General features: G+C 37.3%; 9 protein-coding genes and 1 riboswitch. All 9 genes read left to right on the forward strand.

The features are described 5' to 3' along the window. Positions 1-1,509, forward strand: a 1,509-nt coding sequence (locus tag DES36_RS09190) for an NADH-ubiquinone oxidoreductase-F iron-sulfur binding region domain-containing protein (RefSeq protein ID WP_113920932.1), incomplete at its 5' end; no start/stop codon positions are given. A 27-nt stretch (positions 1,510-1,536) separates the two neighbouring features. Further along, positions 1,537-4,239 (forward strand): formate dehydrogenase subunit alpha, encoded by a 2,703-nt coding sequence (fdhF, locus tag DES36_RS09195; protein ID WP_113920933.1) that lies wholly within the window; start codon positions 1,537-1,539, stop codon positions 4,237-4,239. Between the two features lie 376 nt (positions 4,240-4,615). Further along, complete coding sequence (locus DES36_RS09200; RefSeq protein WP_113920934.1) at positions 4,616-6,208, forward strand: FmdE family protein; 1,593 nt, start codon at positions 4,616-4,618, stop codon at positions 6,206-6,208. Positions 6,209-6,525: 317 nt separating this feature from the next. Further along, positions 6,526-6,646: riboswitch (molybdenum cofactor riboswitch) on the forward strand. A 295-nt stretch (positions 6,647-6,941) separates the two neighbouring features. Further along, positions 6,942-7,448: an NADH-quinone oxidoreductase subunit NuoE gene (gene nuoE, locus DES36_RS15165; RefSeq protein ID WP_113920935.1), complete on the forward strand. Its 507-nt coding sequence runs from the start codon at positions 6,942-6,944 to the stop codon at positions 7,446-7,448. After that, on the forward strand, positions 7,441-9,027 hold the full coding sequence (locus tag DES36_RS09210) for an NADH-ubiquinone oxidoreductase-F iron-sulfur binding region domain-containing protein (RefSeq protein ID WP_242981745.1): 1,587 nt from the start codon (positions 7,441-7,443) through the stop codon (positions 9,025-9,027). Before nuoE ends, DES36_RS09210 begins: the two co-directional genes overlap by 8 nt. Before the next feature lie 27 nt (positions 9,028-9,054). Beyond that, positions 9,055-11,739: a formate dehydrogenase subunit alpha gene (fdhF, locus tag DES36_RS09215; protein ID WP_113920936.1), complete on the forward strand. Its 2,685-nt coding sequence runs from the start codon at positions 9,055-9,057 to the stop codon at positions 11,737-11,739. Between the two features lie 326 nt (positions 11,740-12,065). Further along, positions 12,066-13,295, forward strand: coding sequence for a molybdopterin molybdotransferase MoeA (locus DES36_RS09220; protein WP_113920937.1), 1,230 nt, complete (start codon positions 12,066-12,068; stop codon positions 13,293-13,295). Between the two features lie 9 nt (positions 13,296-13,304). Beyond that, on the forward strand, positions 13,305-15,224 hold the full coding sequence (locus DES36_RS09225; RefSeq protein ID WP_113920938.1) for a molybdopterin biosynthesis protein: 1,920 nt from the start codon (positions 13,305-13,307) through the stop codon (positions 15,222-15,224). Between the two features lie 2 nt (positions 15,225-15,226). Next, positions 15,227-15,664 carry an MOSC domain-containing protein gene (locus tag DES36_RS09230; RefSeq protein ID WP_113920939.1) on the forward strand — a complete coding sequence of 146 codons (438 nt, stop codon included), beginning with the start codon at positions 15,227-15,229 and terminating at the stop codon, positions 15,662-15,664. Positions 15,665-15,680: the final 16 nt, after the last annotated feature.

Consider the following 15,680-nt stretch of genomic DNA (forward strand, 5'->3'; position numbering starts at 1 on the left):
ATAGCAGAGATGAGAGACGGTCGTCTTGTCTTAGCTGGAGATTACTATAAAAAGCAAACAAGAGTTGCATTAAAAAATAGTGGTTTAATTGATCCTAAAAATATTGATGATTACATAGCATTTGATGGTTACCGCGCATTAGAACAAGTTTTGTCTGAAAAAAGCCCCAAAGACGTAATTGATCTAATGACAGAAGCAAACCTTCGAGGAAGAGGAGGAGCAGGCTTCCCTACTGGTAGAAAGTGGAATGAAGCTTACGGTATTGAAGCCGACCAAAAATACTTCCTTTGTAACGCCGATGAGGGAGATCCAGGTGCTTACATGGATCGTAATATCCTTGAAAACGACCCTCATGCTGTTATAGAAGGAATGGCCATTGGCGCTTATGCAGTTGGTGCTAGTCAAGGGTATATCTACGTTCGAGCAGAGTATCCAGTAGCAGTTAAAATGCTACGCATTGCTATCGAACAAGCGAGAGAATATGGCTTACTAGGTAAAAATATATTAGGATCTGGTTTTGATTTTGACCTTGATTTACGTCTTGGATCTGGAGCGTTTGTATGTGGTGAAGGTACAGCTCTTATGGAATCCATTCAAGGGAACAGAGGAATGCCAAGAATGAAGCCACCAAGAACTTCTCACAAAGGTCTATGGCAAAAGCCTACCATTCTAAACAATGTTGAAACCCTTGCATGTGTGCCTATTATCTTCCAAAAGGGAGCAGAATGGTTTAGAAGCATTGGTACAGAAAAATCACCTGGAACGAAAGTATTTGCGCTTGTAGGAAAAGTAGAAAACGCTGGACTTGTTGAAGTACCAATGGGTATGCCATTAAATGAAATCGTTAACGATATCGGTGGTGGCGTAACAAACGGTAAAGCATTAAAGGCAGTACAAACAGGTGGTCCATCAGGTGGATGTATTCCACTAGACTTAATGGATACTCCAGTAGACTTTGAATCCCTTGCTAAAATTGGTTCTATCGTAGGCTCTGGTGGTATGGTTGTTATGGACGAAGATACTTGTATGGTGGACATCTCAAGATTTTTCTTAGAGTTTACTGTAGACGAGTCCTGTGGAAAATGTACTCCATGTCGTTTAGGAACGAGAAGAATGATGGAACTCCTAGACAAAATCACAGAAGGAAAAGGAACGCTAGATGACCTCGATGATTTAGAGCAGTTAGCAAAAGATATCCAAAAATCGTCCCTATGTGCATTAGGACAAACTGCACCAAATCCTGTTTTAAGTACCTTAAAATACTTTAGATCAGAATACGAAGATCATATCTTAAACCACAAGTGTTCCGCAGGAGTATGTAGAAGCTTAACGGCTTATGAAATCCAAGAAGACACTTGTAAGAGCTGTGGTATCTGTAAAAAGAATTGTCCAGTAAATGCCATTACTGGAGACAAGAAAGCAGAAATACCATTTGTCATAGATCAAGAAGCATGTATTAAGTGTGGCGTATGTTATCAAGATTGTCCGTTTGACGCCATAACGAAATAGGAGACGAATAAAAGGAGGAGGTTGACGATGATTACAATAACAATTGATAATAAGATAATACAGGCAGAAGAAGGAAAAAACATACTTCAAGTAGCCAAAGAAAATGGAATACATATACCAACTTTTTGTCATCTTGACGGCGTTCACGATACTTTTTCATGTAGAATATGTGTCGTAGAAATCGTCGGGTCAAAGAAGTTAGCGCCAGCATGTAATCAAAAAATATATGATGGTATGGTTATTCATACAGCATCACCAGATGTACTAAGTGCTCGTCGAAATATCGTAAACTTATTAATTTCTAACGGACAACACAATTGTATGTCTTGTGAAGCCAATGGAGATTGTAGCTTACAAAGTGCAGCTTATGATTTAGGGATTCAAATGCCAGCATTTAAAATGGAATCTTTACCAGAACAAATCATAGACGATTCAAGTGTTATGATTATAAGGGACAACAGAAAATGTATTCTTTGTAATAAATGCGTAACTGTATGTAACGATATTGTATGTAATGATGTCTTGTCTGTAGGTTACAGAGGATCTTCTTCTGAGATCATATGTGACTACAACGATGATATGGGAGGATCTAGCTGCGTTCAATGTGGACAATGCGTTCAAGTATGTCCTACAGGAGCTTTAGTTAGCAAGAAGTCTGTAGGAAAGGGAAGAATCTACGAAATAACTAAAGTACGTACTACATGTCCATACTGTGGTGTAGGGTGCCAAATGTATTTACACATGAAGGGCGATCAAATCATCGAGGTATCGGGTGTAGAAGACGCACTTCCTAATAAGGGAAGATTATGTGTTAAAGGTCGTTATGGATATGACTTTATCTATTCAAAAGAAAGACTTACTACACCACTAATTAAGGAAAATGGCGTTTTTCGTGAAGCATCATGGGATGAAGCATTAGATTTAGTAGTTTCTAAATTTAAGAGCATTATCGAAAAACATGGGAACGATGCGGTAGGTGGAATCAGCTGTGCAAGAAGTATTAACGAAGATTCTTACCAAATGCAAAAACTTTTCAGAGCAGTATTTAAAACAAACAATATTGACCACTGTGCACGTGTTTGCCATGCTCCAACTGTAGCAGGCTTAGCAGCATCACTAGGTACAGGTGGTATGACAAACTCTTTAGGTGAATGTGCTAATACAAATTTACTTTTCTGTATAGGAACAAATATGACAGAAGCTCACCCAATAGCTGCTACCTTTGTAAAAAATGGTAAGAGAAATGGCGCTAAGCTTATTGTTGTAGATCCACGTAGACACAGACTTGCAGATTACGCAGATGAATTTGCTCAATTAAAAGTGGGTTCTGACGTTGCCTTCCTAAATGGGATAATGAATGTCCTAATTACAGAAGATAAATACGATAAAGAATTTGTAAAAGAGCACTGTGAAAATTGGGAAGATTTCAAAGCTAAAGTACTTGAATATCCGCCAAGTAGAGTAGCTGAAATCAGTGGTGTTCCTGAAGAACAAATCATAAGAATAGCGAATATGCTTTGGGACAATAGACCAGGAATGGCGCTTTACACATTAGGTATTACAGAGCATAATTCAGGTACAGATAATGTTAAATCTGTTGCAAACCTACAACTCCTATTAGGCAATGTAGGTAAAGAAAATGCAGGTGTAAACCCACTAAGAGGACAAAACAATGTACAAGGAGCTTGTGATATGGGAGCTCTTCCAAATACATATCACGGCTATCAATATGTTGTAGACCCTAAAGCAAGAGAAAAATTTGAAAAAGCATGGGGCGTTGAAAACTTACCAGATCAATTAGGTAAAATGATTCCAGACATGATGGATGGCTTAAAAACAGGTGAACAAAAAGCACTCTGGATCTTTGGAGAAAATATCGTCGCTACAGAGCCAGACATTAGCCATGTTATAAGTTGTTTAGAAGCAGCAGAATTCGTAGTTTGTAATGACTTGTTCATGACAGAGACTACTCAATATGCAGATGTTATATTCCCAGCTGCTGCATGGAGTGAAGACGATGGAACTTTTACAAACTGTGAAAGAAGAGTAAGTAGAGTTCGTAAGATAAAAGATGCTCCAGGAGATGCAAAACCAAATTGGTGGATATTTAAAGAAGTGGCTAAACGCTTTGGTCACAACTGGGAAGCTAGTAGCGGGCCAGAAATCTGGGATAATGAAGTAGCTCCATTAGCAGATAATTTTAAAGGTCTTACTTTTGATAAGATAGAAGAAGATGGTATCCAATGGCCATGTAGGTCAGTTGAAGACCCAGGCACACAAATATTACATATGAATGGAAACTTTGCTCGCCCTGGTGGAAAAGCATATCTATCAGATTTAGACTGGAGACCACCAACAGAAGTGCCAGATGAAGAGTATCCATTTACATTGAGTACAGGAAGAAGATTATATCATTATCATACTAGAACTCAAACAGGAAGAGCAAAAGGCCTTAATGATTTATTGCCAGAAGAATACGCAGATATTTCCGATGTAGATGCGAAACGACTTGGCATTGAACATGGTGAAAAGATCATCGTTAGATCTCGAAGAGGTGAAGTTAAAGTGACTGCAAGAGTTTCTGAAAGAATTCAACCAGGGCTTGTTTGGATGGCAATTCACTACTTTGAAAACAATGCCAACTGGTTAACTACTTCTACAGGAAAAGACAGTATTACAAAGACACCAGAGTATAAGGCTTGTGCTGTAGCAATAGAAAAAATATCTTAACAAGAAAGTGTCTTGGCACTTTAGCTATCAGCTATCAGCAATTACCCACTAGTGCTAGGGTAAAGTCTTACAGGTCGAAGATTCAACTACGTAGAAAGATAGCTTAAATAGTAGTTAAATTCAAAAGAAGAATTTCCCTATTTTAAAATAAGTGGAGGAGTATTCAATACTTCTTCCACTTGTTTTTAAAGTGATTGCTTGATAATAGTTTAACCATTACTCAACGATCGTCCAACTATTGTTAATAGGTTTTTAATTCTTAGTTATTGGCGGTAACTAAGTGATATTACGTAGAACTTACAACGAAATCATCGAAGACGATTTCTGCTAGTGATTAAGAACTAGAAACTAATAAAACAAATATAGAGGTGGATATATGAAATTTGGCAATTTAACTTATGAAGAATATAAAAATACAATAGAGGCCTTTCACGGTACTGTAGCACCAGGTGTTTTACTGGGAGGTTTTATGGTGAATATTGCCATAGAAAACTTACCAAGAGACATCTTGTTTGATGTGATCTGCGAGACAAAAACTTGTTTACCGGATGCTATTCAGCTTTTGACTCCTTGCTCTGTAGGGAATGGGTGGTTGAAGATACTAGATTTTGGTCGTTTTGCAGCTGTTTTTTACGATAAGTATACAGGTGTTGGCATAAGAGTATTTTTAGACAGATTCCAACTTAAAAAATGGCATGAAGTAGAGACATGGTTTTTAAAACAAAAATCAAAGGATCAACAGGACACGGAGTTACTGTTCAAGGAAATGATTGATGCAGGAACTTCATTATTTTCTATAGAGCCAACAAAAGTACATAAAAAACATTTAAAAAAGAAAAAGATGGGGAAAACAGTAGTATGCCCTATTTGTGATGAAACATATCCTAAATCACATGGCAGTATATGCAGGGGATGTGCACAAGAATTGCCTTATGATCTCATTGATGAAAATGGTAATCCAAAAGTAAAGGATACTCTATCATTGAACAAAACAAGAGTAGAAGAATCTATTGGATTTCACTTACTTCATGATATTGCAAAAATATCAAAGACAGAAAAGAGAACGGAATTTTATAAGGGTCATGTAATCCAGGAAGAAGACATAGAGAAACTTAAAATGATTGGAAAGAATTACTTATATGTAGAGGAAAATAATCCTTTTATAAAAGAGTATAAACACGAGAATGAAGTAGCATTAAGCTTTGCATCTGCCATGAAAGGTCAAGGTGTATTGGCAAATAGTGCCGCACAAGAAGGCAAAATAAACTTTATTGCCGAGTATGATGGAATACTTATCTTTGATGAAGATAAACTTTGTAAGTTTAACAATTCCTTTGGCGTGATCTGCGCTACACTAAAAAATAATACTCTTGTAAAAAAAGATCAACTCATAGCAGGCACAAGAGCCATACCTTTATACATTTCTAATGAGGACTATTTAAAAGCAATAAATATATTAGGAGAAGAACCTCTTATAAAAGTAATGCCCTTTAGAAAGGCAAAAGTAGGAATTCTCATTACTGGAACAGAAATATATGAAAATAAAATAGAAGATAAGTACACAGAAATTATAAAGTTAAAAGTGGAGACCTACGGCTGCCAGGTTGTTGCTAGAGAAATAGCCCCTGATAATCCAGAGAAAATCAGCAGTAAAATACAAGAGCTTATTCAATCTGGGGCAGATTTAATCATAGCTACAGCTGGTCTTTCCGTAGATCCAGATGATGTAACTCTAGAGGGGATTATTAAGGCAGGTGCAGAAGATGTGCTCTACGGGCTCCCTGTTTTACCTGGTTGCATGATGGCATTAGGTAAAATTGGAGATGTACAGATTGTAGGTATTCCAGGAGGGGGCATCTACAATAAGCATTTTAGCTTTGATCTCATATTTCCTTGCTTACTTGCTAATATAGAAATCAAGAGAGGGGATTTGGCAAAGCTAGGTAATGGAGGACTACGACTACTTTAATATGATAATACAATTAGCGATTAGCGAACATCAGCTGATCGCTTTTTTTATATATTACGAAAGTTCATTTTTGAATTCAACTATTATATAAACTATCTTTATGTGTAGGTGAATGTTTGACTTGTGAGACTCGATCCTAGCACTGATAGCTGGCAGCTGATTGCTGATGGCTAAAGTGCCAAAGGTACTTTCTTGCTCTAGAACCTCACTGAATGTATTGTAAAATAATCTCTGTACAAGTTAAAATAAGTTGTATATAAGACAAAATTTCTAATTTTGCTAGACATTTAAAAAAAAAAACGTTATACTAGTTTTATAAATTATATAAACTCCGAATTCATTGTATCTAAGGATAAAATCTAGGAATAATGAATCTATAGGGTATTATCGGAAACGATAACGCCTCCCATTGCGGAAAGGAGAAGACCTTGAAAAGGTCACATGAATATCGTATTGTACGCAAGTAGTAAGTATTGTTCTTGTATACAAATACAATATGTGAATCTTTCAAGCCTTTACCTTTCTTTTTATTTGGCAAAAAAAAGTTTTACTTTATGGTATTAGTTTCAGTTTATGGTACATTGACGCCATAATTGTTAATTAAATAACATGTTGACTTATGTATTAATATATGGATATTATGTACATAGTCCATTCCTTATGCATAGGCATGTAAAATATCATGTTATAGATTTACTTAAATTAATATAAAAAACAAAAGGGGGAAGTATGTATGGAGTTTACCTTTGATCTTGAAAAGAACAAAGAAAAAATCCTAGAGTTTAAGGAGTTTATTTTAGAACACAGAAAAATGCCTGGGGCTTTGATTCCAGTCCTACAAGAAGCTCAGGTTAAATTTGGGTATCTACCACAAGAAATCATGGAAATGATCGCTAGTGGATTAGCCGTACCTGCATCAAAAGTATTTGGCGTGGCGACTTATTACTCTCAATTTACCTTTATTCCTAAAGGCAAGCACAATATTAGCATTTGTCTAGGAACGGCATGCTATGTAAAAGGCGCACAAGATATTTTAGAAGAATTTGAAAATATCTTAGGAATAAAAGGTGGTGAAACGACTCCAAATCTTCAATTCTCTATTACAGATTGTAGATGTGTAGGAGATTGTAGTAAAGCACCAGTAGTTGTAGTTGATGAAGACGTTTATGCAAAGGTTAAAAAGTCTGATGTTAAGGATATAATAGCGAAATACAGTCAGGAGGTTGAGTGCGTTGATTAATAGAGAAGAACTACATCGTATTCGTGAGTCTCACAAACCAGAATTAGAAGCAAAATTATTAGCAAACGGCACAGCAGAGATGAGAGACGGTCGTCTTGTCTTAGCTGGAGATTACTATAAAAAGCAAACAAGAGTTGCATTAAAAAATAGTGGTTTAATTGATCCTAAAAATATTGATGATTACATAGCATTTGATGGTTACCGTGCATTAGAGCAAGTTCTGTCTGAAAAAACGCAAAAGGATGTAATTGATCTAATGACAGAAGCAAACCTTCGAGGAAGAGGAGGCGCAGGTTTCCCTACTGGAAGAAAGTGGAACGAGGCGTATGGCATCCAAGCCAATCAAAAATACTTCCTTTGTAACGCCGATGAGGGAGATCCAGGTGCTTACATGGATCGTAATATCCTTGAAAACGACCCTCATGCTGTTATAGAAGGAATGGCCATTGGCGCTTATGCAGTTGGTGCTAGTCAAGGGTATATCTACGTTCGAGCAGAGTATCCAGTAGCAGTTAAAATGCTACGCATTGCTATCGAACAAGCGAGAGAATATGGCTTACTAGGTAAAAATATATTAGGATCTGGTTTTGATTTTGACCTTGATTTACGTCTTGGATCTGGAGCGTTTGTATGTGGTGAAGGTACAGCTCTTATGGAATCCATTCAAGGGAACAGAGGAATGCCAAGAATGAAGCCACCAAGAACTTCTCACAAAGGTCTATGGCAAAAGCCTACCATTCTAAACAATGTTGAAACCCTTGCATGTGTGCCTATTATCTTCCAAAAGGGAGCAGAATGGTTTAGAAGCATTGGTACAGAAAAATCACCTGGAACGAAAGTATTTGCGCTTGTAGGAAAAGTAGAAAACGCTGGACTTGTTGAAGTACCAATGGGTATGCCATTAAATGAAATCGTTAACGATATCGGTGGTGGCGTAACAAACGGTAAAGCATTAAAGGCAGTACAAACAGGTGGTCCATCAGGTGGATGTATTCCACTAGACTTAATGGATACTCCAGTAGACTTTGAATCCCTTGCTAAAATTGGTTCTATCGTAGGCTCTGGTGGTATGGTTGTTATGGACGAAGATACTTGTATGGTGGACATCTCAAGATTTTTCTTAGAGTTTACTGTAGACGAGTCCTGTGGAAAATGTACTCCATGTCGTTTAGGAACGAGAAGAATGATGGAACTCCTAGACAAAATCACAGAAGGAAAAGGAACGCTAGATGACCTCGATGATTTAGAGCAGTTAGCAAAAGATATCCAAAAATCGTCCCTATGTGCATTAGGACAAACCGCACCAAATCCTGTTTTAAGTACCTTAAAATACTTTAGATCAGAATACGAAGATCATATCTTAAACCACAAGTGTTCCGCAGGAGTATGTAGAAACTTAACGGCTTATGAAATCCAAGAAGACACTTGTAAGAGCTGTGGTATTTGTAAAAAGAATTGCCCAGTAAATGCCATTACTGGAGACAAGAAAGCAGAAATACCATTTGTCATAGATCAAGAAGCATGTATTAAGTGTGGCGTATGTTATCAAGATTGTCCGTTTGACGCCATAACGAAATAGTAGACGAATAAAAGGAGGAGGTTGACGATGATTACAATAACAATTGATAATAAGATAATACAGGCAGAAGAAGGAAAAAACATACTTCAAGTAGCCAAAGAAAATGGAATACATATACCAACTTTTTGTCACCTTGACGGCGTTCACGATACTTTTTCATGTAGAATATGTGTCGTAGAAATCGTCGGGTCAAAGAAGTTAGCACCAGCATGTAATCAAAAAATATATGATGGTATGGTTATTCATACAGCATCACCAGATGTACTAAGTGCTCGCCGAAATATCGTAAACTTATTGATTTCTAATGGCCAACACGATTGTATGTCTTGTGAAGCCAATGGAGATTGTAGCTTACAAAGTGCAGCTTATGATTTAGGGATTCATATGCCAGCATTTAAAATGGAATCTTTACCAGAGCAAATCATAGACGATTCAAGCGTCATGATTACAAGGGACAACAGAAAATGTATCCTTTGTAATAAATGTGTTACAGTTTGTAGTGATTTAGTAGGTAATAAAGTCTTATCTGTAGGTTACAGAGGATCTTCTTCTGAGGTCATATGTGACTATAACGACGGCATGGGAGAATCTAGTTGCGTTCAATGTGGAAATTGTGTTCAAGTATGTCCTACAGGGGCTTTAGTTAGTAAAAAATCTGTAGGTAAAGGTAGGGCTTGGGATATCACTAAAGTACGTACTACATGCCCATACTGTGGTGTAGGCTGCCAAATGTATTTACATATGAAGGGCGATGACATCGTCGGGATATCAGCTGTAGAAGGTACAAAGGCAAACGACGGAAGATTATGCGTAAAGGGAAGATACGGATACGACTTCGTACGCTCTAATGATAGATTAAAAACTCCATTAATTAAAGAAAATGGTGTCTTCCGTGAAGCATCTTGGGAAGAAGCGCTTACTCTTATACTAGATAAAATGAACGCTATTAAAAAAGAAAGCGGACCAGATGCTTTTGCTGGACTATCTAGCGCTCGTTGTACAAATGAAGAAAATTACATATTCCAGAAGATGATGCGTGCAGCTATTGGAACCAACAATGTGGATCACTGTGCAAGACTTTGCCATGCGTCTACAGTAGCAGGCTTGGCTACAACTCTAGGTTCAGGAGCCATGACTAACACCATCGATGAAGTGAAAGATAGCGACCTTTATTTTATTATAGGTTCTAATACTACAGAAACTCATCCCGTTATCGGTATGAATGTAAGACAAGGGCTAAATAAAGGTGCTAAACTAATTGTAGCTGAGCCAAGAGAAATACCGTTGGCAAAACAAGCAGATCTTTTCCTTCAAATTAAACCAGGTACAAACATTCCTCTATTAAATGGAATGATGCACGTAATTATTAAAGAAGATCTTTTAGATAAAGAATATGTAAATAGTCGTACAGAAGGTTTTGAAGAATTAAAAGAAGTAGTAAAAGAGTATACACCAGAAGTAGTAGCTCGCATTTGTGGAATTGACTCAAATGATCTAGTAAAAGCTGCAAAAATGTACGCAACTGCACCAACTGCGTCTATTTTATACGCAATGGGTGTTACACAACACAGCAGTGGAACAGAAGGCGTTATGAGTGTATCTAATATGGCCTTATTATGTGGTAATATTGGAAAATATGCTTGTGGCGTAAATCCACTAAGAGGACAAAACAATGTTCAAGGCGCTTGCGACATGGGAGCTCTTCCTACAGACTTCCCAGGATACCAAAAAGTTGCTAACCCAGACGTTATCAAGAAATTTGAAAAAGCATGGGGCGTATCTCTTTCAGACAAAAAAGGATTAACAGCTACTGAAATGTTTGAAGCCATTTTAGAGAAAGAAATTCGCTGCTTGTACATTATGGGTGAAAATCCAATGGTATCTGATCCTGATAGTAATCATGTAGAACACTCTTTAAAGGAATGTGAATTCGTAGTAGTACAAGACATCTTTATGACAGAAACTGCACAATTAGCAGATGTGGTTTTACCAGCTACTTCTTTTGCAGAAAAGAATGGTACATTTACAAACACAGAAAGACGTGTTCAATTAGTAAATGCAGCAATGAAGCCTATAGGAGATACTCGACTAGATTATGAGATCCTAATAGATGTAATGAAGGGCTTAGGTTATGAAAATAGCTTTACAAATTCTGCCGAAATATTAGAAGAAATAGCAAGTGTTACACCTTCTTACGGTGGAATGAGCATAGATAAAATTCAGGAAGACGGCATACAATGGCCTTGTTTAGATAAAGATCATCCTGGAACTCCTATCTTACATACTGAGAAGTTTAGCAGAGGAGAAAAAGCCATCTTTAAACCAGCAACTTACCGTCCAGCTGAAGAACAACCGGATGAAGAATACCCATTCATCTTTACTACAGGAAGAATTTTATACCATTATCACACTCGTACTATGACGGGTAAAGTTGATGGTTTAAATAAACTTTCTGGACACTCTTATGTAGAGATGAACCCTGAAGACGCAGCAAATCTTGGCATCGCTCAAGGAGAGATCGTTGAAGTAAGTAGCCGCCGTGGGAAAGTTAATGTAGAAGCCCATGTAACAGATACAATAGAAAAAGGCGTTCTATTCATGCCATTCCACTTTGAAGATGGAAAAGCAAACTTACTAACAAACGCAGCACTAGACCCAATCGCAAAAATTCCAGAGTTAAAAGTATGCGCTGCAACAGTTAAGAAGAATTAATTATAGCTAGCTATGAAGGCAGGTATCTTTGCAGATATCTGCCTTTTTTCGTAGAAAAGCTTGCTTTTAGGGTAGATTTGTTGTGTAAAGGTGATTACGATTTATTTGACGGCAAAAAAACACACATGAGATGGTTCTCTTTCTAATTATTTAACAATCGTCAATCATCGTTCCCAATTGAGTTTTATCATATCTTCATATATAATAATCTTATATTTTTAAATAAAAGTGAAAACCGTGCTTCATAAAAGACTTTATAAGGTGTATTGACCTTGATAAGGATTACACTAAATCAGTAGAGTTTACATTACAAAGGAGGGGAATTTGTGAAATTATTAAAAGTAGATACCTTAGAAGAGGCTAGAAAAAAACTGCATTCAGCAGTACAATGGTCTCTTTTAGATACAGAAGAAATTACCATTCAATCATCAATAGATCGAGTCTTAGCACAGGATATATATAGCCCTTGTATGGTTCCTGAATTTCCTCGCTCTACAGTAGATGGGTATGCTGTAATTGCTAAAGATACAATGGGTGCTAGTGATAGTCTGCCTGTATTTTTAGATATTGTAGAAGAAATTGAAATTGGATATCCATCTACTCATGTATTAAAAAGTGGACAATGTGCTTATGTCCCTACAGGCGGTATGGTTCCAGAAGGTGCAGATGCTATGGTCATGGTGGAGTATAGTGAGCTCTTTGACGAAGTTAAAGTCGCCATTTATAGCACTGTTTCTTCAGGAAGCAATATTATATCTATTGGAGAAGATCGAAAAGAAGGTCAATTAATGCTAAAAAAGGGGACCTTAGTTCGGGCTCAAGAAGTAGGGACTTTAGCATCTGTAGGTATTGAAACAGTAAAAGTATATAAAATGCCTACGCTGACGATTATTTCCACAGGAGATGAACTCGTAGGCCTTAAAGATCAGGCGAAGCTTGGTCAAATTCATGACATTAATACCTATGCCATCGAATCTATGGCAACAAAACAGGGATTTAAAGTAAAGCAGACTTATGTATTAAAAGATGAAGAAGAGCTTTTGCAAAAGGCTGTATCACAAGCTATGGAGGATAGTGATATAGTAGTAGTATCAGGAGGAAGCTCCCAAGGGAAAAAGGATATAACAGCAAAAGTTTTAAATGAGTTGTCTCAGCCTGGAGTATTCACTCATGGAATCGCCTTAAAGCCCGGTAAGCCCACTATTTTGGGTGTAGATGATAAAAGCAAAACCATCTTGATAGGACTTCCTGGCCATCCTGCAGCAGCTTTAATCGTCTTCCAGCTTATTGTAGTTTGGCTGAAAGAAACATTTGAGGAGAGACCTAAGAACATACAGGTTCTTGCTAAAATGGAGACGAATGTGGCCAGTGCACCAGGTAGGCTAACTTGTCAATTAGTAAAGCTTATTCAAAGTAATGGAGCTTATATTGCTCGCCCGATACTTGGAAAATCGGGGCTAATGAGTACATTGACAGAATCAGATGGATATATATTTATAGATCAAAATCATGAAGGACTAAACGTAGGCGAAATGGTTTATGTTCACTTACTATAGGAGGATACTATGGAAAAAAGAAATTTATATTTAAAGACCACACCTGTAGACGAAGCAATTGCAATTTATCTTAAGGCTATCAAAGAGATATGGTCGCCAATTTATGAAACCATTCCCGTAACTGCTTCTTTAAATCGAGTGACGAGACATGCAATATTTGCTAAATACTGTTCGCCTCTTTTCAATGCATCTGCCATGGATGGAATTGCAGTAAATTCGGAGAAGACAATTGGTGCTAATGAAGCTACTCCTATTGATTTAGAATTAGGAGTTGATTTTAAAGTAGTCGATACAGGAGATCCAATCAATCCACCTTACGATGCAGTTATCATGGCAGAAGATCTCATAGACATTGGTGTAGAAAATAAAGTTCGAATTGTATCTGCCGCTTCTTCGTGGCAACATATAAGATCCATTGGAGAAGATATAGTAGTAGGGGAGATGTTGTTACCCAGCAATCATAAAATACGCCCCATTGATATTAGTGTACTTCTTTCTGCAGGAATTTTAGAAGTTGAAGTGATAAAGTGTTCTGAGGTAGCTATTTTTCCTACAGGTACAGAGATTATAGAACCTACAGAAGAACCAAAAGAAGGGGATATCATTGAATCCAACTCCAGAATGTTTGAAAACATGATTACTTTACTAGGAGGCATACCTCATCGATTTCCAACTATAGAAGATGATTATGACAAGATCAAGGAAAAAATCAAAGAGGCTACAGAAAAATACGACATGGTTATTGTCAATGCAGGCTCTAGTGCGGGAACAGAAGATTATACCGTACACGTCCTTAGAGAATTAGGACAAGTATTGATTCATGGTGTGGCCATCAAACCAGGAAAGCCTGTCATACTAGCTATTGTAAATAACAAGCCTGTAATAGGCTTACCAGGGTACCCTGTATCTGCTTATATAGGATTTGAAAACTTTGTAATACCTGTAATAAACATGTTTAGTGGACAAGCAAAGGACAAAACGAATGAAGTTGAAGCTGTTATCACCAAAAGGCTTGTGTCCAGCTTAAAACACAAGGAATACGTAAGGGTAAAAGTAGGTAGTGTAGGTGGTAAGATTGTGGCAGCGCCATTGGCGAGAGGTGCTGGAGCAGCTATGTCTTTAGTTCGTGCAGATGGCTTTTGTGTCATCGATCAAAATAGCGAAGGCGTTGAAGCAGGCGAAAAAGTAAAGATTGAATTATATAGAAGCTTACAAGAAATTGAAAATACCGTCGTAGTCATAGGTAGCCACGATTTAATTTTAGATGTAATAGGGGATATGATGCCAAATACCCATCCAAATACTTTTGTGTCTAGCACTCATGTCGGTAGTATGGGTGGGCTTATGGCATTAATGAGAAAAGAAGCTCACATGGCTCCTATTCACCTTTTAGATGAAAAAACAGGAGAGTATAATATAAATTATATAAAGAGAATGTTTAAAGATCCTATGGCCCTTATAAAAGGAGTAGGGCGTATACAAGGTTTAATTGTGAAAAAAGGAAACCCATTACATATTCAAGGAATAGACGATTTAAAAAACCATCGATTTGTAAATCGGCAAAGGGGAGCAGGCACTAGATTGCTATTTGATTACAAATTAATGGAGATGGGCATTTCTCCAGACGAGATTAAAGGCTATGATCGAGAAGCCTCAACTCATATGGCAGTAGCTGCTTTAGTGGGAAGTAATAGTGCAGATGTAGGAATGGGCATCCAGTCTGCTGCGAAAGCTATGGATTTAGATTTTATCCCTATAGGTGAAGAAGAATACGATTTTGCTATACCACAAACTTACCTAGACCTGCCAATTATTCAGTCCTTCCTAGATGTCCTAAAAAGTGAAAAATTCAAAGAGAGACTGCAGGAATTAGGTGGATACTCTCTGAATCGTATAGGAGAAATTCAGCTTTTAAGAGAAGAGGTATAAAGGTGCAGGGTAAAGTAGTAGGACTATATTGCAATAAAACAAAAGGGCAAGTTGGGGAACCATCACAAGTCCTTAAAATGGAAGCTGGTCAGGGAGTATTTGGTGACAGGCACAAGGGAAAGGGAGATAGGCAGGTCTCTATTACATCTGCAGAGATAAAAGACTGGATGGATAAGGAAGAAGAAAAGGGTCTTTGTTTCAATAAATTTAAGGAAAATATAACATTAGAGGGTATTCCTTTAGAGGCACTTAAAATAGGCGATGTACTAGAAATAGGACAAGTACAGCTAGGGTTGACAGAGTGTAATAAAGATTGCCACGCAGATTCATGCCAATTACCTCGCTCAAAGATGCCTTGCAAATTGATTCACAGTGAAATCTTTGCTAAAGTAATTACAAGTGGAGAAATAAAATTAGGAGACATAGTAAAACTTATCTAAGAGGGGTCCCTGTCAG

Source organism: Alkalibaculum bacchi, assembly GCF_003317055.1.
Taxonomy (GTDB): domain Bacteria; phylum Bacillota; class Clostridia; order Eubacteriales; family Alkalibacteraceae; genus Alkalibaculum; species Alkalibaculum bacchi.

Bases quoted from the DNA above. Each gene is read 5' to 3' on its own strand.
- DES36_RS09225 (WP_113920938.1), top strand. From the start codon at position 13,305: ATGGAAAAAAGAAATTTATATTTAAAGACCACACCTGTAGACGAAGCA.
- fdhF (WP_113920933.1), top strand. From the start codon at position 1,537: ATGATTACAATAACAATTGATAATAAGATAATACAGGCAGAAGAAGGA.
- DES36_RS09200 (WP_113920934.1), top strand. From the start codon at position 4,616: ATGAAATTTGGCAATTTAACTTATGAAGAATATAAAAATACAATAGAG.
- fdhF (WP_113920936.1), top strand. From the start codon at position 9,055: ATGATTACAATAACAATTGATAATAAGATAATACAGGCAGAAGAAGGA.
- nuoE (WP_113920935.1), top strand. From the start codon at position 6,942: ATGGAGTTTACCTTTGATCTTGAAAAGAACAAAGAAAAAATCCTAGAG.